Raw genomic sequence first — 22,500 nt, 5'->3', positions numbered from 1 at the left:
CAGGCGGATGCGGCGCTGGCGGCTGGAACCCTCACCGCCGAGCAGGAGCAGGAGCTGCTTGAGGACTACGGCGAGGAACTGCTGGGGTATACGTATCTGGAGTACGAGGAAGGCTAGGCCAGAGGCTTCGCGACGCAACGAAGGCGAAACACCACCCCAAGCCGTTGGCCACCGGGGGGGTCAGCCGTCCCAGCAGAGAGGGCCCGGAAAAAAGAAGCTGTCCAGCATCGAGCCGAGGCTGTGGGTTCTGCGCCTTGGTCCGCACCTAAAGGCCAGGCGGTGCTGGAGTGCGGTTCATTCCGAACTCGTCGGCCCTGGGGCTGAGCGCTGCGTCCGACAGCTCGGTCAGGCAGCCCTTCCCCGAAACTCGAAACTCGTGCCCTGCGTGAGGAGTCGCCAGAACAGCAGCACGTAGACGAGCAGCTTGGACCACAGGTTCTCCAGGCGTTCGGGCACAGTTCGCGTTCGTTCGAGGGAGCTCTGTGGACAAGCAAGAGTGGGGGGAAGTGGACGCGCGGCTCTCCCGGCGCTAGAGCAAGCCCCGCACTTGGCGTTTCGTGTCGCCTTCGCCCACCTCCCTGCGCGCTACCCTGTGCCCCATATGCCGGACGCCCTCATCACGCTGGAAGTCGAAAAACTCGTTGCGGGGGGACTGGGTCTGGCCCGGGACGCGTGCGGCGTTGTGCTGGTGCGCGGGGCCCTGCCGGGTGAGCGGGTCACGGCCAGCGTTCGCGTGGGCCGCGGCGTGCGCCAGGGCATCACGCGGGAGGTGCTGCGGGTAAGTCCCGACCGGGTCGCCGCCCCCGACCTCCCCACGACGGATCTCGCGCACGCGGCCTACTCGGCACAACTGGTCTACAAGCGCGGCTTTGTGGAAGAGGCGCTGTCACGGATCGCCAAGCTGCGGCATCCGGTGGGGGAGACGGTGGCCAGCCCGCGCGAGTGGCGTTACCGCAACACGGCGCAGTACCTCGTCACGCCCCAGGGGTTGGCGTACCGCGAGCGGCGCGGCCATGAGCCGCTGGTGGTGGGCGAGGACCCCCTGGTGATGGAGGCCATCCAGGCGGTGATGAAGCGCCTCGACCCCGCGCGGCTGGACCCGGCGACCGAGGTGGCCTTTCGCGCGAGCCGCCTGACGGGTGAGGTGGTGGCGGCGCTCATCGGCGCGGGGGAACCGCGGGCCTTTTTGCGCGCCTCGGATCACCTGCTGGACGCGGGGGTGGTGGGCGTGAGCCTGGCTCAGCCCGCCGGGAGGCGTTTCGGGGCGGGCGTGCGGTTGATCGCGGGTGAGGCCGAGATCCAAGAACAGTTCGGGCGCGTGCGGGTCGCGGTGACGGCCACCGGCTTCGCGCAGGTGAACCCGGAAGCCGCGGGTCTGGCGTACATCCGCGCGGCGCAGCTGGCCGGACAAGGTCAGCATGCGGTGGACCTGTACGGGGGCTCGGGGGCGATCGGGCGGCACCTCGCTCCCCACTTCGCCCGCGTGACGGTGCTTGACACGGCCGCCGAGGCCCTGGCGCGTGGAAGGCAGGCGGCCGCCCTAGGCGGCGAGCACAACGTGACCTACCGCAGTGGTGACGCGGCCCGCTTCGGCGAGCTGAGCGCCGACGTGATCGTCGTCGATCCGCCCCGCGCGGGGCTGACGCCGGAGGCGCGCGACCACATTCACGCGAGCACGGCTGACCGCCTGGTGTACGTGAGCTGTGATCCGGCCACCTGGGCACGCGACGTCGGTGACCTTAGCCGGCGCGGCTGGCAGCTGGGTTCAGTCACGCCGCACGACTTTTACCCGCAGACGAGTCACGTCGAAGTCGTGAGCGTGCTGGAGCGGTAGGCCCTTCCCGGCCCTCTGCTAGGCTCCTTCCATGCTGGACGTTCTGGTGGTGGGTGCGGGCCTTTCTGGCCTGACAGCTGCGCGGGTGCTGACGCGGGCGGGGCGGCGGGTGCGGGTGCTGGAGGCGGCCGAACACCTCGGCGGTCGGGTGGCGACCCGCACAGTGGACGGCTTTACGCTGGACGTGGGGTACCAGGTGCTCTTCCCGGCCTACCCGGCGCTGCGGCGTCACCTCGACCTGAGCGCGCTCGACCTGGTCAAGGTGCCCCCGGCGGCAGCGGTGCGCTGGGGGGCGCGGGCCGAGGTGCTGGGTGATCCCTTTCGTGACCCGGCCAGCCTGCCTGGCACCCTGACCACCCGCGCCCTGACGCTGGGAGACCGCCTGCGGGTCGCCCGCCTGGCAGCTCGCCTGCGCGTTCCTGCCCCCCATACCCTGCTGAACGGCCCCGACGAGACGACCGAGCGCTATCTGCGCCGCCAGGGCTTCAGCGCTCGGGCGCTCGACCACTTCTTTCGGCCCTTTTTCGGCGGAATTTTTCTGCGGCGTGACCTTTCGACCAGCGCGCGGCTCTTCCGCTACTACTTCCGGATGCTGCTCGACGGCGGGGCGGCGCTGCCCCGCGCGGGAATGGGGGAGATTCCCGCGCAGCTCGCTCGGGGCCTAGACGTGACGACCGGCGTGCGCGTTACGCGGCTGCTTTCTCACGCGGGGACGCCCGGGAGCGAACACGTCACCGCTGTCACCCCCGCGGGGGAGCTGGACGCCCGCGCGGTGATCGTCGCGACGGACGCGGACACTGCCCAGCGTCTCACCGGTGAGCCGGTCGCACGGGGCCACCTGGGCAGCACCACCCTGCACTACGCCGCCGCCCGTGCGCTTGACGGCCAGCCCCGCCTCCTTCTCAATGCCGAGGACGGCCTGATCAACCACGCGCAGTGGATCAGCCACCTCATCCCCGAGCGGGCTCCCGCTGGACAGCACCTTCTCACCGTATCTGTCCTGGGCTTGCCTGGCCTGGACGACAAGGCCCTAGATGCCCGCGTGCGCGGCGAACTGTCCCGTTGGTACGGTCCGGGTGTCGGCGACCTGCGCCTGCTGGGGACCGAGCGCATCCACTTCGCCCAGTACCCGCAGCCGCCCGAATACGCGGTCACGCTTGCCGGTCATGCCACCGGCCTCCCCGGCGTGCTGCTGGCGTCCGAGGTGACGTCCATGAGCGGCATTCAGGGAGCGATGGAAAGCGGCGAAAAGGCCGCCGCCATCCTGTTGGGCGACCTGGCCGCCATGAGCCGCCCCCGTGGGGCGTAACCACCCGGCTGGAGGCCGCTTGAGGGACTTCCCACAGAGGGCACGACGCCGCGCAGCTACCGTGAGCCATGACCACCACACCGCACTGGGCGCTGCCCCTGCCCGCCTTTTCGCCCCTCGACCAGGACACGCAGGCCGACGTGGTCGTCGTCGGGGCGGGCATCGTAGGCGTCACAACAGCGTACCTGCTCGCCTGCGCGGGGCGGCAGGTGGTGTTGCTTGAACGGGACGAGGTCGGCAGCGGCGAGACGGCCCGCACGTCCGCGCAGCTCACGGCCAGCCTGGATTTCCGGTACTTCGAGCTCGCCGCCTTCCACGGCGAGGAGCGAACCCGGGAGATCGCGCGCAGCCACACGGCGGCGATCGGTGAGATCGAGCGGATCGCGCGCGAGGAGGGCATCGCCTGCGAGTTCATGCGGATGCCGGGCTTTCTGTTTGCCCCGCCGGAGCAGTCGGGCGACCTCACCCGTGAAGGGGAGGCGATGCGGGCGGCGGGTCTGGACGTGCGGATGGTCGAGCCGCCCGCGGGCACGCGCAACCTGGGGCCTTGTCTTCGGCTGGAGCACCAGGCTGCCTTTCACCCCCTGAAGTACCTGCGGGGGCTGGTGCTTGCGGCGCAGCGGCGGGGGGTGCGCGTGTACACCCACTCGCCGGTCACGGCCTATGACAAGCATGAGGTCGTCACCGAGGGCGGGGCGCGCGTGCGAGCGGCGCAGGTGGTCCTGGCGACGAACGTGCCCGTAGCGGACCGCGTGAAGTTTTCCTTCCGGCTGGAGCCGTACCGGACCTACCTGGTCGCGCTCGAACTCACCGGGCCGCTGGAGCAGGCCCACTACTGGGACACGCTGGACCCGTACCACTACGTTCGGCCGGTCGGCCCGCTGCTGCTGGTGGGAGGAGAAGACCATGGGGTAGGCCGCGCGGACGACGCGGAGGAACGGTACGAGCGGCTGGAGACCTGGGCCCGCGAGCGCTTTCCGGTTGGACAGCGGCGGGAGGTCTGGTCCGGGCAGGTGGAAAACACGCCGGACGGCCTGGCGTACATCGGGGAAAGCGGCGGCGTCTTTGTCGCCACGGGAGACGTGGGGAACGGCTTGACGCACGGCACCATCGCCGCTGGGCTCATCCGCGACCTCATTCAGGGTCGCGCAAACCCCTGGGCAGAGCTGTACGACCCAAATCGCCTGCCGCGCGGCAACCGTTCCCATTGGCTGAAAGAAGGCGTGAGCGCCGCTGCCTACCTGGGCGAGTGGGTCACGCCGGGGGATGACCTGCGCGACCTCGCGCCCGGCGAGGGAACGGTGGTTCGGCGCGGCCTGCGCAAACTGGCCGTCTACCGCGACGAAGAGGGCCAAGAACACGTCCGCAGCGCGCTGTGTTCCCACCTGGGGTGCGTGGTGCACTGGAATTCGGGCGAGAAGAGCTGGGATTGCCCCTGCCACGGCTCGCGCTTCTCCCCCCTGGGCAAGGTTCTGCACGGTCCGGCCCGAGAGGACCTCGCGTCCGGGGTGGACGAAGCCTAAGAAGCCTATCCTAAGGGTATGTCCCCGGCTGTCCTCGACCACCTGGTGATCGCCGCCCGCACGCTGGAGGAGGGCCGCGCCTGGCTGGAAGGCCGCCTGGAGGTGCCGCTTCAGCCCGGGGGCGAGCATCACCGCTTTGGCACGCGTAACGCGCTCCTCTCTCTCGGCCCAGGCGCCTACCTGGAGGTGCTCGCGGTCAATCCGCAGGCCCCCGTGCCCCCACGGCCACGCTGGTTCGGCCTGGACACGCCGCCGCTGCGCGAAGGCCTAGAAGGCGGCCCCCGGCTCATCCACTGGGTGGCGCGCGTGGAGACGCTCAGGGGTCTAGACCTCACGCCGTTTGGTGAGGCGCTGCCCCTCGCGCGCGGCGAGAACCACTGGACGCTCACCGTTCCGCCGGACGGCTCCCTGCCCGGCGGAGGCGTGCGCCCCAGCCTGATCGAGTGGCACACGTCGCCCCCGCCCACACGCCTGCCCGACGCGGGCGTGCGCCTGCTGCGGCTGACGCTGGGGACACCGGATCCAGATTCGCTGCGCGTCCTGCTGGACACCCTGCGTTTTGAGGGCGAGGTGGAGGTGCGCGAGGCCCCGCAAGCGGAACTTTCGGCGCTGCTGGAGACGCGGGAGGGCCTGGTCACCTTGTGAGCGCCACCGGCTTTGTGTTGTCTGAGGGCTCGGGCCGCGGCTCTTGCTGTCCGCGGGTGCCGCGCGAGTGGTTTTTAGAACCTGTCGCGTGGGGACGGATGGGGCGGACCAGGGCGCGTTGGGCGCCTGCGGTGCAGGAGGGCCGCCGCCGTCAATCCCGCCAGAAAGCCGAAGAGGTGCGCTTCCCAGGACACGACCGGGTTGGTGGGCAGCACGCCCCAGAGCGCCCCGCCGTACAGGAAGAGGGCGAGCCCCGCCACCGCGATGGCCGCGGGAGTCCGTTCCCACCAGCCCACGCCGATCAGGTAGGCGAGATACCCGAACACCAGGGCCGAGGCGCCCAGATGCAGGCTATTCCCGCGTCCGAAGAGCCAGACCAGAAACCCGCCCAGCACCACGATGACCAGGCTGGCAGCCAGAAAACGTGCTGCACCCCGCAGCGCACTCATAAAGGCCAGCACCGCGAGGGGCACCGTGTTGGCGATGAGGTGCCCAAACCCCACGTGCAAAAAGGGCGCGGTCAGGATGTGGTCGAGGGTGGCGGGTTCGCGCGGCATGATGCCGTATTCGTCCAGCGCCCCGCCAAACGCGAACTGGTCAGCGAGCTCCTGCACCCATACGCCACCCACGAGCAGCGCCGTGAACACGGTCGCCATCCCCACGGCAGGACGCCAGCGCGGGGCACGGGGGGGCGGAGGGGGCATTCTCACCTCCCCAGTGTGCCCCAAGCGGCCGCACAAGGAAAAGACCGCCGCGGCAAGATTTACCCGCTCACTCGCCCGCGCAGCGCTCCCTTCTCCTGCAGATACTCGGCGATCTGCACGGCGTTCAGCGCGGCCCCCTTGAGCAGTTGGTCACCGGCCACAAAGAGATCGAGCCCGCCCTCGAACACCAGTGAGGAGCGGATGCGGCCCACCTCCACGTCGTACTTGCGGGTCGCGGTCAGGGGCATGGGGTAGACCTTGGCTGCGGGATCGTCGCGCAGCTCCACGCCTGGGGCCCGCCGCAGCAGCTCGCGCGCCTCTTCGGGCGTGGCGGGGCGCTCCAATTCCAGGGTGATCGCCTCGCTGTGGGTCCGCAGGGTGGGGATGCGGACGGCAGTGCAACTGATCTTGAGCGAGTCGTCCCCCAGAATCTTGCGCGTCTCCCAGACGACTTTCATCTCCTCCTTGGTGTAGCCGTTGTCCTGGAAGGCGTCGATATGCGGAATGACGTTGAAGGGGATGGGGTGGGCAAATACCGCAGCCTGCGGCAGCTCGCCTGCCAGCTCCGCGCGGGTGCCCTCCAGCAGTTCCTCGATGCCCTTTTGGCCCGCGCCGCTTGTCGCCTGGTACGTGCTGACGATCATGCGCCTGACCCCAAAGGCCCGGTGCAGGGGCGCGACCGCCACCACCGCGATCGCCGTCGTGCAGTTGGGGTTGGCGATGATGCCCCGGTGCCTCAGCGCGGCTTCGCCGTTCACCTCCGGCACCACCAGGGGCACATCCGGTTCGTAGCGGAAGGCGCTGGAGTTGTCGATCACGACTGCCCCCTCCGCGACCCAGGCCGGGGCGAGCGCCTTGCTGACGCTGCCGCCCGCCGAGGCGAGGATCACGTCGGCGTCGATCGCTCCTTCCGGCGTGGCCTGTACCGTGAGTTCCTCGCCCGCAAAGGGCAGCTTCAGCCCCGCCGAGCGCGGACTGGCGTACAGCTGAAGCTCGTCCAGTTTCAGCGTGCTGTGTTCCAGCACCCGCAGGAGTTCGTGTCCGACCGCACCTGTTGCCCCCACAATCGCTACCCGCATCTTGGCCTCCTTGAACACCTGCTCCCCAGAAAAGGACCGCCACGCGGGATTCGCGGGCGGGGCTTCGGCAGCGGCCGCCCTCACGGCGTGATGGTCGTGGAGCGGTGCATGAGGGCAAGGTACCCCCCCAGAACCGGGGGGTCAAGCGGGAGAACAGAGAAAGGCATTTACCGTTTGCGGCGCAGGAAGGAAAGCCAACCTGCTCGCTCGGGCTGCCGCAGGGGCGCGACGTCTTCCAGCCGGATCTCGGCTTCCGGGTGCGGAGCAGGCTCCCAGCCGCGAGCCGTCGCGATCAGGCCCCCGAAGCGCCCAGCGGCGTAGAGGGCATGGGCGTGTTCCTGCTCGGGGGTGACGGCGCGGGGATCGGCCAGGGCTTCGAGCATCGCTTGTAGGCTGTCGTCGTCGCAGGTCCAGCACCCCCCCGAAAAGGTGGCTTCATGACCATAAATCCGAATCCTCACCGGCATGGACGCTCCTGGGTTCCGGTGCGGCCTGACCACCGCCCGGGCTGGTTCGTTGTCTTGACCCGGTCAGCATAACGCAAGCGCGCACGCCCCGTTGCGGAAAGGAGGGGGGCCCTCGGCGCTCGCCCTAGAGCTTTTCCCCCAGGCGCCGTTCGTTGCCGGCCTGAAGACGGCGGATGTTGTCGCGGTGCTGCCAGCTGAGCAGGGCCGCCAAGAAGGTGACCACCAGCAGCAGCCAACCGGGACGGCCCAGCACGGCAGCCACCACAACGGCGGTCAGCGCGCCCAGGATGCTGCCCGCCGAGACGAACCGCGTCAGCGCTATCCCGCCGATGCCCACCACAAAGGCCGCCGCACCGACCAGGGGGTCAAGGGCAGTGATGGTGCCGAAGCTTGTCGCCACGCCCTTGCCGCCGCGCCCCTTCAGGAAGGGACTGAAGTTATGCCCCACGACGGCGGCCACGCCGCACAGGGCCGCTCCGACGGGACCTAGGCCCAGCAGGTGGGCGAGTCCTACGCTCAGGGCTCCCTTGAAGATGTCAAAGAGGGCAACCACCAGGGCGGGGCCTTTGCCCAGCGAGCGCAGCACATTGGTCGCGCCGCTGTTGCCGCTGCCGACTCGGCGGATGTCTACGCCGCGCGCGCGGGCGACCCAGGCCGCTGCGGGAATGGACCCGATCAGGTACGAGACCAGCACGGCGAGAAGAGCGGTCAGGATCACAGAGCTGATTGTACCCACAGCCGCTGGCCGGTCGCCTCGGCTACCCTGGAGCCATGACATTGCTGCTGGATCATGTCGCGGTCGCGACCCCGGACCTGGAGGTAGGAGCGGCCCCCTACCTGGCCCTGGGCTTGACGCCCGAGGGCCCCGACGAGGAGGTACCCGCGCAGGGGGTGCGGGTCCGGGCCTTTGTGGTGGGCGAGACCCTGATCGAACTGCTCGCGCCAACGCGCCCGGAAAGTCCCATCGCTGGATTTCTGGAACGGCGGGGACCGGGTCTACACCACACGGCCTACCGAGTGGCTGATCTGGAAGCCGAGATGGCCCGGCTGCGAAAGCTGGGGGCGCGGTTTCTGTCCGAGACGCCCTCACCCGGTCGGGCCGGGACACGGGTGGCCTTCTTGCATCCCAAATGGGGAGCAGGCACGCTGATCGAGCTTGTGGAGCATCCGGCGGGCCAGGGCCACCCTTGAAGCGTTCCGCACGTCCCTTCTGGTGGCTTCCCGCCGCAGCCATCATGGCGGCCATCTGGTGGCTGAGTGCCTCGCCCGACACGCCGGGGCCGCCCCTGGTTCACCCTCTGGACTGGGCCGCGCACTTCACGGCCTACCTGATGCTGGGCTTTTGTCTGGGTCGCGCGACGGGGCAGCGGGGGCCCGCTCTTGTCCTCGCGGTGTGGTTTGGCGCGCTGGACGAGGTGCACCAGGCGTTCGTGCCGGGCCGGGAGGCGGGGCTGACCGACTGGCTGTTCGACCTGGCCGGCAGCGGGTTGGGCGCTTGGCTCGCCACACGTCGCCGTTGTGTCAGCGCCGTCCCGCTCGGCTAGCCGGGGTCACGGCGCTGGTGACCGGCGTGCTGGTCTATGCGGGCCCGGCGGCGGAGGGCAGGGAGCTACCCTCCAGTGACCTCTTCCCCCAGAAGCCGCGTTCGTTCCTGAGGGGTCAGGGCGGCCATCACCCGGCGCAAGACGACGTCTACGGCCTGATCGGCGCTCTCGTCGAGGGTCAGGGCATCGAGGAGCGGCACGTCCTCGCGGCGAGCGAGTTCTTCCAGGTACTCCTGCATGACGCGGATTTCCGCGAAGTAGCGCATGTAGCGGTGCAGGGGGCGGCTGGCCGCCGTCTCCTGATCACGCAGCTCAAAATGCCTGCGGTGCTCGGCTTCGTCGGGCAGCGTCACGAGCATGGGCACAACGAGCGCGCCCGCGTAATCGGCTGCGCGCAGATATCCGGGAACCAGGTGAACGCCTTCGAGCACCAGGCTGGTGCCCTCCTCGATGGAGCGGCGCACAACCGCGCCCACCCCCACGCTCACCTGCTGCACCTGGTCGCGAAAGCCGGCGAGCAGCTCGGCTCGGGTGGGCTTTTCGGGCCGGGAATCACCCGGCGGAAGCAGCGCCTCCCAGGCGTTAAAGGTGCTGGCGTGCAGGCCCGGCACCAGCTCGCGCGACACCATCGCGCGCATCACCTCGCGGATGGCGTCGGTGCCGATCACCCGGGTGATGCCCAGGCGGTAGGCCACTTCCGCCGCCAGGTAGCTTTTGCCGGTGCCGCTGACGCCCCCCAGGAGCACGACAAGGGGCCGCGGTGGGTGGCGAATCACCCGCAGCAGGCGGTAGCGCGCGCTGACATCCGGGCCGACCTCGTCGCGCAGCAGGGCCTCGACCTTCTCGCGGATAGCCTGCCGGGTCACGACCCGGTCCTCGTTGCCGCGCAGGTCCCGCTGCGTCACCCGCGCCACCTTGCGGGCCACGTCCGGCGGCACACCGGCAGCCAGCAGCGACTGCACCAGGATGCCCTTGCTAAAGGGGACCGGCGTGCCCCCCTCGCCGTTCACAACTCCCAGGCGCCCACGGTTGCGCTGCAAAAAACGGTAGGTGAGGCGCAGGTGTTCCCCGTAGCGCTCCGCCAGGGTCTCCTCCGTCAGGGCGTCGAGTTCGGGGACGCTGATCTCACGCCGCCCGGCTTGCCGTAGCCGCACGTCCACCTCGCTCGCCGTGCCGTAGGCGTCGCGGGGTGCGAGGCCGGTGTCTTCCAGCGTGCGCGCAAGCACCCCGCGGCTAAAGGGCAGCGTGCCCTTTTTGGCCCGCACCAGGATGTCCACAAAGGCCGGGGTCTGCCGAGCGGCGGCCTGAGCCACCTCGTCTCCCGCCACGTCCCGCGCGACCTCCACCATCAGCGCCTGAAGTTCGGCCGGGCTGACCAGAAAGCGCCGTGCGTTGCGCAGATGCAGTTCGACCCGCCGGGCCACCGCCGCGGCTACGGCGCCACTGGCCCCGGCATTCAGCAGCGACTCTACGATGAGCCCCTTGCTGAAGGGCCAGTGGTGCCGGGCCGTGCCGATGGCGAGTTCAGGCTGCGTCACAAAGGAAACCTCTGCGGCTCTCCCGCTTACCAGAGCGGACAGGAACCGAGCGGCATTCTAGGGCGTTCGGCCCGAGCCTTCGCGGCGGAGCGCACCCTCCAGCAACAGGTTGAGTGCCAGCCGCGTCTCCTCCTGCAAGGAGCGGTCGGTGCCGTAGGCACTCCAGCGCAGCGCGACCATCAGGTACGTGTCTGCAATCAGGTTGCTGATGCGCTGGAGGCTGAGGTCACTTCGGATCTGCCCCGCCTGGTGCAGCGGTTTCAAAATCAGCTCGATCACCCGGCTCAGGGGAAGCGCCTGATACGCGGTGCGCGCGCGCTCGGGGTTGGGATTCATCACCTCGTAGGCCAGCGGTGGAAAGAGGTCGCGTTCGCGGGCGTTCTCCTCGGCGAGCTCGTCCCAGATTTCGTACAGCACGGTCAGGGGCGGAACGCCTTCGGCCAGGCGCGCTTCGGCCTTGTCGCGCAGGCGGTCCATCACCTCACTGCCGTAGTCGAGCAGCACCGCCTCCTTGTAGGGGTAGTAGTTGAAGAAGGTGCCGCGCGAGACGTTGCTGGCCCGCGCGATGTCGGTCGCGGTGGTCGCCTGGAAGCCTGCCCGCTTGAACAGGTCGAGGGCCACGCTGTAGATCCGCGCGCGGCGGCGTTCCTTCTGACGCTCCCGAAGCGACGACGAATCCATGGTGCCTCACATATAGCGCCTAGAGTCCAAAATTGCACCCCGTCAAACCTAGGGCGGGAATGCTCCTTGTACAGCGGCAGAGGTTTTCTCTGTGCCTAGGTGTTCTGAGCAGCGCGCCTTAAAGCCGGGTTAGGGAAAAGGGGACCCTTTGGCGCTCGCCTTTTTGCAAGCTGGGGCTATGAAGCCCATCTTGCCCCGCGTGCACGGCCTGATCGATTACGCGGCCTGTGCCCTGATGGTCGCCGCCCCCCACCTGCTGGACCTTCATCCGGGGGCCCGCAGGATCTCCTATGCCCTGGCTGGGTCGTACCTGGGGGTGAGTGCCCTGACCGACTACCCGCCTGCGCTGCGCCGCCTGCTTCCCTTCCCGGTTCACGGCAAGATCGAGCTGAGTACCCTACCGGTCCTGCTGCTTGCTGCGGCCCTCCAGAAAGAGACCCGCGAACGCGCCTACTTTCTGGCCCTGGCCGGAACCGTCGCGGGCATCTACAGCCTGACCGACTGGCAGGCCGACCCGGACGCCTAAGCCCCCGCGCGCCCTCCAACCTGGACCCGTAGCTGGAGGGCGCCTGCGAGCGAGCGCAGCAACACCACCCCACCAGAAGGAATGGGGTGGCCGTGCGGATGAGGTGAGCGATCAGTCGGTGGACGAGCCGCTGCTGTCCTGAACGGTCTTGACCAGCTGCTGCTGTTCGGCGAAAGCTTCGGGCAGGGGAGGCGCCAGCTGCGGTTCCTGCCCAAAGGGCTGAGCAGGGCGCAGCTCGAACTGACCCAGGCCGTCCAGCGAGGGGCCTTGGGTGAAGCGGCCCTCCGGGGGCTGCACGCCCTCGATGCCGGGGGCAAAAAAGACGTAGCTCACGTCGCGGAGTTCTTCCTCGACAGGGAAAGAGTTGGGAATGGGCAGGGTACCCTGGTGCCCGCCCAGTTCCTCGATCACCGCGAGCCACTGCTGCTGGTGCATGGTGTCGCGAGCGATCAGGAAGCGCAGCATGTCCTTCATGCCGGGGTCGTCGGTGAGGGCAAAGAGGCGGCAGGCGAGCGCGCGCCCAGTGGCTTCGGCCGTTGCGTTGGCGTACATATCGGCGGCGATGTTGCCGCTGGCGTACACGTGTGAGCCGTCAAAGGGCACGCCGTTGGCATCGGCCGCCAGCGCGGCCATCCCCGCCGACAGGTACTGCCGGGGATCACCGCCGCCCATCACCGCCTCGACGATGGGATTCGCTTTGGCCGCCGCTTCCTGCACAGCACTGGGCGCGCCTTCGAGGTTGAGGGCAACGGCGGTTGCCAGCATCTCGATGTGCGCCATCTCCTCGGTGCCGGTCGCGAGCAGCATGTCGCGGTATTTCTTGGGGCCGCGGGCGCCAAAGGCCTGGAAGAGGTACTGAAGGCACACGCGAATCTCGCCCTCCACGCCGCCGATCGCCTGTTGCAGAGCACGGGCAAAGCGGGGATCAGGCGTCTCGACCCGAACGGGGTACTGCAATTTGCCGTCGTAATAGAACATATCGGCTCCCTTCTGCCGCTCGCTGTGACTGGACGCGGTCAGATGGAGCCTATTCCAGCAGGAGCGGCGCGGGCTGCCGTGAGCGCTCCATGGGCACGCCCCCACGAAAGTGCTCATGAAGAAAGTGCTTCTGACCCCGCTTTAGGGCTCGAAGCTGTCTTGGAAGGCGTAGCGGTCGCCACGCACCCAGTAGTTCACGTAAGACACCCGCTTCTGCCCGCTGTAGGTCGTGCGCCGCAGCAGGAAGGCCGCAGTGCCCAGGGGGACGCGCAGCAGGTCGGCTTCCTCCTGGCGGAGGTTGACCGCCTCTAGGTTCTGCTCGACGCGTGTCAGCGTGACACCCAGGCTCACCATCACCTCATGAATACTTTCGCGGCTGAGGTCATGGTCGAGCAGGCCAGGCACGACCGCTGCGCTGATGTAGCGCTTCTCGATCACGAGGGCCTCGTCACCCGCCGTACGCAGGCGGTGGATAAAGATCACCGGATCACCGGGCTGCAGCTGAAGGACGTGGGCGATCTCGGGGGTCGCCTCAATCTGCATGGCGCGCAGCACCGCCGTGCGGTGGTCGGGGTGACGCGCCCACTCCTTGAAGGGCCGCACCCGAAACATTCCCTGCCGGAAGCGTTTGCCCGTGGGAAAGGTGCCGGCCCCCTGCACGCGGTACACATACCCCTCCCGCTCCAGTTCATCGATGGCCCGCCGGGCAGTCATGCGCGAGACTTCGAACTCACGGGCGAGCTGCGGTTCGCTGGGGAGGGGCAGGCCCTCCGGGTAGTGACCCCCGAGCAGGCGGTCTTTCAGCGTGGTTTTGATGAGCGGGTACTTCGCCATGCATCCCTCCGGACCCGCCGCCGGCGCGGGGGCCTTTGGAAACTCATCTTAGAGTTTGTGTCACCCGTACACAAGCTTGGCGGTCCTGTTACGTCCTGTGGAACAGTTCGTTGTGGGGGGCGGGCGTCAGCCGCCGATATGCGACATCTCCACCTTGCGGGCTCGCGTGACCTCGCCCCGCTCCTCGCTGTAGCGGTCCCGGCGGTCTTGCCACACCCCCGCGATCAGAGCCTGCAGCGCCTCGTTGGAGGCTCCGGCCCGCAGGGGGGCGCGCAGATCAGTGCCCGCGGCTGCGAAAAGACAGGTGTAGAGCACGCCGACTGCCGAGAGCCGCGCCCGCGAGCAGTCGCCGCAGAAGGGCGCGGTGACAGAACTGATCAGGCCGACCTCGTGCCCTTCTGCGTTTCTATAGCGGGCCGCCACCTCACCGCGGTAGCTGGGGTTGACCGGGCGGAACTCGGCGCCGGTTCCGTCGTCACTCAGGCGCGCCAGCACCTCGCCCGAGGGAACGACCGCCTCCAGATTCCAGCCGTTGTGATTGCCCACGTCCATAAACTCGATAAAGCGCACGACCGCCTGTTCACGCAGGGCGAGCCACAACTCGCGCAGCCCCTCGTCGTTCACGCCGCGCTGAACCACGGTGTTCACCTTGACCCGCAGCCCGGCCCGCAGCGCCGCCTCGATGCCGTCAAGCACCCGCTGTGGGTGAACACCCCGGCCGTTCATCCGCCCGAAGATGTCTGGGTCGAGGCTATCTAGGCTGACCGTCACCCGCTGCAACCCCGCCGCCTTCAGGCTCGCGGCGAGCCGGGGCAGGAGCAGGCCATTGGTGGTGAGGGCGATGTCCTCGATGCCCTCGATGCGGCACAGCTGTGCGATCAGGTCGGGCAGGTCACGCCGGAGCAGCGGTTCGCCGCCAGTGAGGCGCAGCTTCCGCACCCCCAGAGCGACAAAGGCGCGCACGAGGCGTTCGATCTCCTCGAAACTCAGCAGCTCCGCGCGTGGAAGAAAGGCGTAGTCCGGCCCAAACACCTCGGCGGGCATGCAGTAGGTGCAGCGCAGATTGCAGCGATCGGTCACGCTGACGCGCAGGTCACGCAGGGGACGGCCCAGCCGGTCAAGCAGCACGCTCCTACCATACCTGCCCCAGCCCAGGCGATGGGCGAACTGGGCACCCTTTGACCTGCCGGTGTTCCAGCGTCAGGAACGCAGAAATTGGACCGGGTCCATTGATTTTACGTTAAGTGGCTTCTACCCTTGAACCCATCAACACAGTGCAGCAGTTCGGCAGGTCGTCATCGTCCTTTCGCACTCTTTTGGAGGCCCGTATGACCGTATCCCGCGTTCAGTCCGGTTCGCCACCCGTCCGCAACGCCGCCTACCAACGGCTGGTGACGGAACGAAACCGCTTTACCGTCCTGATGACGGTCACCTTCCTCGTGCTGTACTTTCTGTTGCCCATCCTCGCCGGGTACAACAAGCCGCTGATGGCCACCAAGGTGTTTGGCAACGTCACCTTCGGCTACGTGCTGGCCTTTTTGGAGTTTGCGATGGGGTGGATGATGGCGGCGATCTACGTGGCGCGCGCTCGGCAGTTTGACCGCCTCGCGCAGGAGGCCCAGCGATGACCTTTCTGCTCGCGGCCATCATCGTGGCGATCACGCTGGCAATCACCTTTTGGGCCAGCAAACGCAACACCTCGGCCAGCGATTTCTATGTGGCGGGCGGCCGCATCAGTGCCTCCCAAAACGGCATCGCCATCGCCGGGGACTACATGAGCGCGGCGTCTTTCCTCGGGATCACCGGGCTGATCGCGCTGAACGGCTACGACGGCTTCATGTACTCCGTGGGCTGGTTTATCGCCTACCTGACAGTGCTTTTTATCGTGGCCGAGCCGCTGCGGAACCTGGGCAAGTACACCCTGGCCGACATGCTGGTCTACCGCCTCAAAGACCAAAGGGTCCGCACCTATGCCGCGATCAGCACCATCGTCGTGAGTTCCTTTTACATGATCGCGCAGGTTGTGGGCGCGGGATCACTGATCAGCCTGCTGACGGGCGGCGTGCTCACGCCGAGCTTCGCCATTCCCCTTGTCGGCGTGCTGATGATCATCTACGTGGTGGTGGGCGGGATGCTGGCTACGACCTGGGTGCAGATCATCAAGGCGGTGCTGCTGATGTTCGCGACCGTCCTGATGACGGTGCTCATCCTGAGCCGCTTTGGCTGGAGCTTCTCCAATCTGCTGGGGGCCGCCGAGGCCAGGAACGGCGCGGAATTCCTGGGCGCTGGCCTGAAGTACAAAAACCCCATCGACCTGATCTCGCTCTCGCTTGCGCTCGTGCTGGGCACGGCGGGCCTCCCGCATATTCTGGTTCGCTTCTACACGGTTCCCACCGCGCAGGATGCTCGCAAGAGCGTGGTCTGGGCGATGGTGCTGATCGGGGCCTTTTACGTGATGACGGCCTTTATGGGCAACGCCGCCAACGTGCTTGTGGGCAAGGACACCATCACCCAGGCGAACGCGGCGGGCAACATGGCGGCGCCGCTGCTGGCACAGGCCCTCTTTGGCGGGGCGGGCACACTGGGCGGCGAGTTCGGGCTGGCGTTCGTAACCGCCGTGGCGTTTGCCACCATCCTGGCCGTCGTCGCGGGTCTGACCATCGCGGCGAGCACGTCCTTTACGCACGACATCTACAACGGTGTGATTCGCCGGGGGCAGGCCACCGAGCGGGAGGAATTCCGGGTGGCCCGCATCGCTACGGTCGCGGTTGGCGTGGTTGCCATCGGGCTGGGCCTGCTGGCGCAGACACAGAATGTGGCCTTTTTGGTGGCGCTGGCCTTTGCGATCGCCGCGTCCTCCAACCTGCCGGTGATTCTCTTCACGCTGTTCTGGCGCCGGTTTAATGCGACGGGCGCGATCTGGGGGATCGTGGGCGGCATCCTGACCTGCCTGCTGCTCATCGCGGTCAGCCCCAACATCCGCGGCATTGACCCCCCCGAGAAGACCACGGGCCGCCACCCGGTGCAGGCCGCGCCCCTTTTCCCGCTGGAGAACCCCGGCATCGTCTCTATCCCCGCCGGCTTCGCCTTTGCGGCCCTGGGCACCCTGATCGGCGCGCGCCGTCGCCGCGAGGAGGATGACCGCACCTTCGAGGAGATGCAGTTCCGCGCCTACACCGGAGCCGGGGTAGACGGAACCGTTGCCGCGCACGACTGAACGCGGCCCTAGGCTGCCTGCATCAGCCCCCGGCTCCGCGTCGGGGGCTGCGCTGCTGCCGCTCAGAAAGCTTGAACTCGGTTTAGTACCCCTACCGTAACGACACAGCGAGCGGCGACGGCGTGGCGCTACAGTAGGCCTATCCACCACCGAAGCCGGCCGTTTTAGACGCCGTTTGACGCTTCAGGTAGAGCGTTTTCCCGGAGGTTTTTCATGACCGACCACACCCTCACCGACCACATCGACGCCATGCTGCACGAGCACCGGGTGATCGCGCCGCCCGCCGACTTCGCGGCGCGCGCCCGAGTCAGCCGTGAGCAGTACGAGGCGATGTACCGCCGCAGCCTCGACGACCCCGAGGGCTTTTGGGGCGACGTGGCCGGTGAACTCGCCTGGATGAAGCCCTGGGAGCGCGTGCTCGACTGGCAAGAACCGCACGCACGGTGGTTCGTGGGGGGCGAAACCAATATCGCCTACAACGCCCTCGACCGCAACGTACAGCGCGGGCTAGGCAACAAGACGGCCCTGATCTGGGAGGGCGAGGACGGCGAAGTTCGAACCTACACCTATGCCGAACTGCTGCGCGAGGTGAGCAAGGCCGCCCAAGCTCTCACCGCCCTGGGCGTGCAGAAGGGGGACCGCGTGACCCTCTACCTGCCCCTGATCCCCGAGGCGGTGATCGCTATGCTGGCCTGTGCCCGTATCGGCGCGATTCACAGCGTGGTGTTTGGGGGGTTCTCGGTGAGTGCGCTGACTGACCGCCTGAACGACGCGCAAAGCAAGCTGCTGATCACGGCCGACGCTGGGCAGCGCCGCGGGCAGCTTGTCAGGCTCAAGGCCAATGCTGACGAGGCCGCAAAGAATGTTCCCAGCCTAGAAAAGATGCTGGTGGTTTGCCGCGCCGACTGCGACGCGCCCATGCAGGAGGGCCGCGATGTCTGGTGGCATGACGCCCTGGCCGCCGCCAGTGACGAGCACGAGGCCGCAGCCCTCGACAGTGAGCATCCTCTCTTCGTGCTGTACACCTCCGGCAGTACCGGCAAGCCCAAGGGCGTGTTGCACACGACGGGGGGCTACATGGTGGGGACCTATCTCACCACCCAGACAGTCTTTGACCTACGTGACGACGACATCTACTGGTGTACGGCCGACGTGGGCTGGGTGACCGGTCACAGCTACAGCGTGTATGGCCCGCTGCTCAACGGCGCGACGGTCGTGCTGTACGAGGGTGCCCCCAACCATCCCGACTGGGGCCGCTTCTGGGACATCATTCAGAAACACCGGGTCACCATCCTGTACACCGCGCCCACGGCCATCCGCTCCTTTATGCGCCAGGGAGACGAGATTCCCGGCCGTTATGACCTGAGCAGCCTGCGCCTGCTGGGGTCGGTGGGTGAACCGATTAACCCTGAAGCGTGGATGTGGTACTACCGCGTGATTGGGGGCGAACGTTGCCCGGTGGTGGACACCTGGTGGCAGACCGAGACGGGCGCGATCATGCTGACCACCCTGCCCGGGGCGCATCCCAGCAAACCCGGCAGCGCGGGCCTGCCCATGTTTGGGGTCGAGCCCGCCATCATGACCCATGCCGGAGAGGAACTCGGCGTAGACGAAGGCGGACTGCTGGTGATCAAGCGGCCCTGGCCCTCGATGCTGCGAACGGTCTACGGTGACGACGAGCGCTACCGCAAAAGCTACTGGGGCGAGATTCCACACGTCTACTTTGCTGGAGACGGCGCCCGCCGCGACGCTGACGGCTACTTCACCGTTATGGGCCGCGTGGATGACGTCCTCAACGTCTCCGGTCACCGCCTGGGCACGATGGAGATCGAGTCGGCTCTGGTCGCGCATCCCTCTGTCGCAGAAGCGGCGGTGGTGGGCCGCCCCGACGAGGTGAAAGGGGAAGCGGTCGTGGCCTTTGTGCTGCCCCAAAGCGGCTACGAGGTGGACCCGCAAGAACTCCGGGGACATGTCAGCCGGGAAATCGGCGCGCTGGCCCGCCCCGACGCCATCATCATCGCCGACGCCCTGCCCAAGACTCGCAGCGGCAAGATCATGCGCCGCTTCCTGCGCCAGATCGCCGCTGGGAAGCCTATCCAGGGAGACACCAGCACGCTGGAAGACCCCACGGTGCTCGAGCGGCTGGCCACGACGCCGGCCGTGTGAGGGCTGAGGCACCAGGAAAGGAGGTTACCCTCCCTGGCCTGACCTCGGTGTGAGGGGGGTGAGGAGCGGCGCCTCCTCCTGCACCGGCACATCCGCCAGTTTTCGCGCCGCCTCCAGCAGCACGGCGGGGGGGTGCACCAGCGCGAGGCGCACGAAGCCCTCGCCGCCCTCCCCGAAGGCGCGGCCAGGGCTGAGCGCCACTCCGGTTTTCTCCACGGCGCGCAGAGCGTAGGTCACGCTGTCTTGCAGCCCCGGGACGCGCGCCCAGACAAACATGCTCGCCTGAGGGAGGGTCACCTCCCAGCCCAGGGCCCGCAGGGCAGGAACCAGGGTGTCGCGCCGCTGCTCAAAGACTGCCGCGCCGGCCCGAGTCACCTCATCGGGAAGGGCCAGGGCGACGGCCGCCGCCCGCTGAATGCCCAGGTAGGGGTGGAAGTCCACCGCCCCCTTCACCCGCGCCAGGGCAGCAAGAGCGTCCCGGTCCCCCGCCGCGAAGCCCACGCGAAAGCCGCCCATGTGATGGGTTTTGGAGAGCGAATGCAGCTCGACAATCCCCTCCGCCCCGGCCTCAAGGGCGCTCGGTGCGCGGTAGGCTCCGAACGTCAGTTCGGCATAGGGGTGGTCATGGATCAGCAGCGTGCCCCGCTCACGGCACCAGGCGGCGGTCTCCTCGAAGAACGCGCGCTCTGCCACCGCCGAGGTGGGGTTGTTGGGATAGTTGAGCAGCACGGCACGCGGCTGGACATCCTCCGGGACCGCGCCCAGATCCGGCAGGAACCCACGCTCGGGCCGTAGCGGCAATGTCACCACGCGCAGCCCGGCGATTGCTGCGGCCCCCAGATAGGGGGGATAGCAGGGGTCGGGTAGCAGCAGTGTATCCCCTGGATCGGTGACCGCCAGCAGGAGGTGGGCCAGGCCCTCTTGCGCGCCGATCAGAGGAAAAACCTCTGTGCTGGCGTCTAGGGCCAGGCCGAAGCGTCGCCGCAGGTAGGCCGCCGCTGCCTCGCGGAGGGGCTGCGTATCGCTGAAGAGGGGATAGCGGTAGGTGCTCGGGTCACGCGTCGCGTCTCGTAGGGCCTCCAGCGCGGCTTCTGGAGGATGGCCGTCACTCGATCCGATGCTCAGGTCGATGATGCTTTGACCAGCAGCCCGTGCCCGCGCCTTGGCAGCGTCCATGAGTGCAAAGACACTTCCCGGCACTGCTCCCGCCCGTTTTGACGCCCACATGTCCAGCAGCCTACCGAACGGCGGGTTCCATCCGTCCCGGTCAGATGAACACCGTCCTGAGGGGCGACTGTTTCCTACGCCCCGAGCACCTGAGCAAGCGTTGAGCGTTGATTAACATTGTCCTTTTCGGCAGGCGCTGGACCGAAAATGAGGTAAGGTGACTGCACATCACCCCACGCTCATCGAGCACTTAGGAGCCAGCATGAAGAAAGCACTGATCACCAGCCTGTTGCTGCTTAGTCCGAGCGCCCTGGCGGGGGGAGGCGGTTCCGCTCCGGCCCAAACGCCTGCTCCCGTACCTGTGACGCCGGCGGTCACCCCGGTGACGACCACCCCAGTGACCAACTGCACGCCCGGCACTTGGGCCAAGGCGGCCATCGACCTCGTCACCCAGCGGGGCTACTTTATCGGCTACCCGGACGGCTCCTTTGACTGGTGCAACGCCATCACACGTCAGGAGGTCGCCCAGGTGCTCGCGCGCGTCATCGCGCAGCTTCCCGCACAGCAGACCACCTTCAATCCTGAGGAGCTGAATACGCTGCGTCAAGGGTTGCAGCAGGCCTTGACCGGGCTGGAAGAACTCCGCGCTCAGCTTGCGGCCCAGCAGCAGGCCATCACCGCTCTGCAAGGCCAGATTGCCGAGCTGCGGACGGCCCTGAACAATCTGCCGGGGCCGGGAGCTCCTGCCGAAGCTGTAGCGGGCCCGCCAGGACCCGCCGGCCCGCAGGGTCCCCAGGGTGAACCTGGTCCCGCTGGTCCGCAAGGCCCTGCCGGTCCTCAGGGGCCTGCTGGCCCCGCCGGGCCTCAGGGGCCTGCTGGCCCGCAGGGCCCTCAGGGCGAGAAGGGTGAGAAGGGCGACCCCTACATCCCGCCCCCCCCGCCCTTCCGCTACAACAACTACATCGGGGCCTCCTACTACGGCATCCTGCAAAACAATGTCGGCTCGATGGCCCGCGTCATGATCGGCAACGATTCTCTGATCGGCGGCTTCGGGGTGCGTATTACGGGTGACTTCAAGGTCACCGGGTCTACTCCCGGCAACAGCGTCAGCGGCATCGCCACCTACCGCGCAACGGCAAGCCGGGCAGACGGCATCTTGGGTGCGGGCGGCGGCTACAACTTTGACCTCAAGAGCACCTTCAGCGAACTGCTGGTGGGGGTTGACTACCGCCTGACCGATCGCATTGCGATTTTCAGTGAGGCGCGCCAGCACTACTACTTCAATGGCAGCGGCTTGAGCATCAGCTCGATTGTTGCGGGCTTCAAGTTCCGCTTCTAACGCCGAGCTCTTGTCTCGCGGAGGGTGCCTGCCTGGGGCACCCTCCTTTGGTTCACCTGACCTGCGCGAGTCCTCTCGCGTGACTGATCGCCCCCGACTGTCTGCGCCGTGCCCACAGCTGGGCCACAACACGTGGTTTTCTCAGCAGCGGGGCGCGCTGCTCCCGGCTTGCAGGACACCAAGGGGAAACCGGGGTGGACCAGGACCTGGTCAGCTCGGATGTCTACGCTACCTCCCCCATACTGAATGGTAGGGCGAACCTGGTCCCCGTACTCGAAGCGCAGGCTGGCCTCTTCACGGACCGGCACGCGGGCCGCAACCCGGCGGTAGATCGCAAGGAACTGGCCTGCGGTCGTGAAGCCCCGGTCCTCCTCGCCACCGCTGTTCCAAAGCTGTACGACGGTCTCCTGCCAGGTGTCCACGCGCCCGCCACAGTCTATCGCCTTGGGGGTGACGGCCTTGACCTCGGTAGAGCTAGAAATCAGCAGGTGGGGCAGGGGGTAGGAAGGCCAGAGGTCAGGGAGAGACGGGGAAGGGTCACTTTGATAGGCCTGGGGGTGCAGCACCGTTGACGGTCATTCTGTGCCAGCAGCTCCTGATGGCGTTCCAAGGCGAGCAGGGTACCGAGGGCGGTGCGGGCAAGCCATAGCCCGCGCGCGCTCAGGGTGTGGTGACTGGTGGTGGGTTGCGAGAGCCCGAGAACCTCCTGGACATCGCAGGTACAGATGCCTTGCCCGGTGGAGCAGCAGGCCCTATCGAGAGTGGCCAGGAAGTGTAGGGCCCTGAGGCGGTGCACGCCTCCGAGTGCCTTGAATACCTGGGCGGAGTGTCAATGGTTTTTCTGTGCAGTTGGCAGGGAGAGCAGAGGCCTTAGGCTGCTGTCACTGCCGGGCTGTCCTCGTACGATTCGGGCACCGGCGTGCCGTTTTTTAGCGCTTGCACCAATGCC

24 protein-coding genes (2 of these 24 only partly in view) are annotated in these 22,500 nt (G+C 67.7%); 12 read left to right on the top strand and 12 right to left on the bottom strand.

Annotated features, from left to right (window positions below; translation table 11 throughout):
• The 5 genes from speA to EI73_RS06930 form a co-directional block, all read left to right on the top strand.
• Positions 1-117, top strand: the 3' end of a protein-coding gene (gene speA / locus EI73_RS06950; RefSeq protein ID WP_034385432.1) for a biosynthetic arginine decarboxylase. 1,791 nt of this gene lie to the left of the window's left edge; only the last 117 of its 1,908 coding nucleotides appear in the window; its start codon lies beyond the left edge, outside the window; its stop codon occupies positions 115-117.
• 484 nt (positions 118-601) lie between these two features.
• Positions 602-1,834, top strand: a complete 1,233-nt coding sequence (locus tag EI73_RS06945; protein ID WP_034387877.1) for a class I SAM-dependent RNA methyltransferase — start codon at positions 602-604, stop codon at positions 1,832-1,834.
• Between the two features lie 31 nt (positions 1,835-1,865).
• On the top strand, positions 1,866-3,143 hold the full coding sequence (locus EI73_RS06940; RefSeq protein ID WP_034385430.1) for an NAD(P)/FAD-dependent oxidoreductase: 1,278 nt from the start codon (positions 1,866-1,868) through the stop codon (positions 3,141-3,143).
• A gap of 68 nt (positions 3,144-3,211) precedes the next feature.
• Complete coding sequence (locus tag EI73_RS06935) at positions 3,212-4,666, top strand: FAD-dependent oxidoreductase (protein WP_034385427.1); 1,455 nt, start codon at positions 3,212-3,214, stop codon at positions 4,664-4,666.
• 18 nt (positions 4,667-4,684) lie between these two features.
• On the top strand, positions 4,685-5,311 hold the full coding sequence (locus EI73_RS06930; RefSeq protein WP_034385425.1) for a VOC family protein: 627 nt from the start codon (positions 4,685-4,687) through the stop codon (positions 5,309-5,311).
• 74 nt (positions 5,312-5,385) lie between these two features.
• Here the strand turns inward: EI73_RS06930 and EI73_RS06925 are convergent, their stop codons facing one another.
• The 4 genes from EI73_RS06925 to plsY form a co-directional block, all read right to left on the bottom strand.
• A complete protein-coding gene (locus EI73_RS06925; protein ID WP_051935437.1) occupies positions 5,386-6,015 on the bottom strand; it encodes a rhomboid family intramembrane serine protease in 630 nt (209 codons plus the stop codon).
• A gap of 59 nt (positions 6,016-6,074) precedes the next feature.
• Complete coding sequence (locus EI73_RS06920; RefSeq protein WP_034387875.1) at positions 6,075-7,094, bottom strand: aspartate-semialdehyde dehydrogenase; 1,020 nt, start codon at positions 7,092-7,094, stop codon at positions 6,075-6,077.
• Positions 7,095-7,261: 167 nt separating this feature from the next.
• On the bottom strand, positions 7,262-7,561 hold the full coding sequence (locus EI73_RS06915) for a hypothetical protein (RefSeq protein WP_034385420.1): 300 nt from the start codon (positions 7,559-7,561) through the stop codon (positions 7,262-7,264).
• Positions 7,562-7,685: 124 nt separating this feature from the next.
• Positions 7,686-8,279 carry a glycerol-3-phosphate 1-O-acyltransferase PlsY gene (plsY, locus tag EI73_RS06910; RefSeq protein WP_034385418.1) on the bottom strand — a complete coding sequence of 198 codons (594 nt, stop codon included), beginning with the start codon at positions 8,277-8,279 and terminating at the stop codon, positions 7,686-7,688.
• A gap of 53 nt (positions 8,280-8,332) precedes the next feature.
• On the opposite strand from plsY, the gene EI73_RS06905 reads away from it, so the two are divergent.
• Positions 8,333-8,752, top strand: a complete 420-nt coding sequence (locus EI73_RS06905; protein ID WP_034385415.1) for a VOC family protein — start codon at positions 8,333-8,335, stop codon at positions 8,750-8,752.
• The gene (locus EI73_RS06900) at positions 8,749-9,105 is read left to right on the top strand and encodes a VanZ family protein (RefSeq protein WP_034385413.1); all 357 of its coding nucleotides are present in this window, start codon (positions 8,749-8,751) and stop codon (positions 9,103-9,105) included. The genes EI73_RS06905 and EI73_RS06900 overlap by 4 nt, the downstream gene beginning before the upstream one ends.
• A 65-nt stretch (positions 9,106-9,170) precedes the next feature.
• On the opposite strand, the gene EI73_RS06895 is transcribed toward EI73_RS06900, so the two are convergent.
• Both EI73_RS06895 and EI73_RS06890 read right to left on the bottom strand, forming a co-directional pair.
• Entirely contained in the window at positions 9,171-10,643 is a 1,473-nt protein-coding gene (locus tag EI73_RS06895) for an ATP cone domain-containing protein (protein WP_034385411.1), read from the bottom strand.
• Between the two features lie 57 nt (positions 10,644-10,700).
• Positions 10,701-11,324: a TetR/AcrR family transcriptional regulator gene (locus EI73_RS06890; RefSeq protein WP_034385408.1), complete on the bottom strand. Its 624-nt coding sequence runs from the start codon at positions 11,322-11,324 to the stop codon at positions 10,701-10,703.
• Positions 11,325-11,502: 178 nt separating this feature from the next.
• Between EI73_RS06890 and EI73_RS06885 the strand changes: the two genes are divergently transcribed.
• The gene (locus EI73_RS06885) at positions 11,503-11,850 is read left to right on the top strand and encodes a hypothetical protein (protein WP_034385405.1); all 348 of its coding nucleotides are present in this window, start codon (positions 11,503-11,505) and stop codon (positions 11,848-11,850) included.
• Positions 11,851-11,961: 111 nt separating this feature from the next.
• Here the strand turns inward: EI73_RS06885 and EI73_RS06880 are convergent, their stop codons facing one another.
• The 3 genes from EI73_RS06880 to moaA form a co-directional block, all read right to left on the bottom strand.
• The gene (locus EI73_RS06880; protein ID WP_034385403.1) at positions 11,962-12,828 is read right to left on the bottom strand and encodes a manganese catalase family protein; all 867 of its coding nucleotides are present in this window, start codon (positions 12,826-12,828) and stop codon (positions 11,962-11,964) included.
• A gap of 141 nt (positions 12,829-12,969) precedes the next feature.
• Entirely contained in the window at positions 12,970-13,662 is a 693-nt protein-coding gene (locus EI73_RS06875; protein ID WP_034385401.1) for a GntR family transcriptional regulator, read from the bottom strand.
• A 126-nt stretch (positions 13,663-13,788) separates the two neighbouring features.
• Positions 13,789-14,790 carry a GTP 3',8-cyclase MoaA gene (gene moaA / locus EI73_RS06870; protein WP_034385398.1) on the bottom strand — a complete coding sequence of 334 codons (1,002 nt, stop codon included), beginning with the start codon at positions 14,788-14,790 and terminating at the stop codon, positions 13,789-13,791.
• Between the two features lie 200 nt (positions 14,791-14,990).
• Here moaA and EI73_RS06865 point away from each other — a divergent pair, with 200 nt between their 5' ends.
• The 3 genes from EI73_RS06865 (at position 14,991) to acs (ending at position 19,045) form a co-directional block, all read left to right on the top strand.
• A complete protein-coding gene (locus tag EI73_RS06865; RefSeq protein ID WP_034385396.1) occupies positions 14,991-15,290 on the top strand; it encodes a DUF485 domain-containing protein in 300 nt (99 codons plus the stop codon).
• Entirely contained in the window at positions 15,287-16,879 is a 1,593-nt protein-coding gene (locus EI73_RS06860) for a cation acetate symporter (RefSeq protein WP_034385395.1), read from the top strand. The genes EI73_RS06865 and EI73_RS06860 overlap by 4 nt, the downstream gene beginning before the upstream one ends.
• A gap of 213 nt (positions 16,880-17,092) precedes the next feature.
• On the top strand, positions 17,093-19,045 hold the full coding sequence (gene acs, locus EI73_RS06855; protein WP_034385392.1) for an acetate--CoA ligase: 1,953 nt from the start codon (positions 17,093-17,095) through the stop codon (positions 19,043-19,045).
• A 24-nt stretch (positions 19,046-19,069) separates the two neighbouring features.
• Here acs and EI73_RS06850 read toward each other — a convergent pair whose 3' ends face one another.
• Positions 19,070-20,272: an aminotransferase class I/II-fold pyridoxal phosphate-dependent enzyme gene (locus tag EI73_RS06850; protein ID WP_034385389.1), complete on the bottom strand. Its 1,203-nt coding sequence runs from the start codon at positions 20,270-20,272 to the stop codon at positions 19,070-19,072.
• Between the two features lie 202 nt (positions 20,273-20,474).
• Between EI73_RS06850 and EI73_RS06845 the strand changes: the two genes are divergently transcribed.
• Positions 20,475-21,551: a collagen-like protein gene (locus tag EI73_RS06845; RefSeq protein ID WP_034385387.1), complete on the top strand. Its 1,077-nt coding sequence runs from the start codon at positions 20,475-20,477 to the stop codon at positions 21,549-21,551.
• Here the strand turns inward: EI73_RS06845 and EI73_RS16940 are convergent.
• Positions 21,548-22,117: a DUF6428 family protein gene (locus EI73_RS16940; protein ID WP_051935436.1), complete on the bottom strand. Its 570-nt coding sequence runs from the start codon at positions 22,115-22,117 to the stop codon at positions 21,548-21,550. The two genes, EI73_RS06845 and EI73_RS16940, sit on opposite strands and share 4 nt — an antisense overlap.
• A 304-nt stretch (positions 22,118-22,421) precedes the next feature.
• Positions 22,422-22,500 carry the final stretch of an arsenate reductase ArsC gene (locus tag EI73_RS06835; RefSeq protein ID WP_034385384.1) on the bottom strand. The gene runs 383 nt beyond the window's last position, so the window shows 79 of its 462 coding nt (coding positions 384-462); its start codon lies off the right edge, out of view — the gene reads right to left on this strand; its stop codon occupies positions 22,422-22,424.

The sequence above is a fragment of the Deinococcus sp. YIM 77859 genome, assembly GCF_000745175.1.
Classification (GTDB): domain Bacteria; phylum Deinococcota; class Deinococci; order Deinococcales; family Deinococcaceae; genus Deinococcus.
The sequence above is the reverse complement of the archived record's forward strand: the minus strand, read 5'-3'. Positions and strand labels throughout refer to the sequence as shown.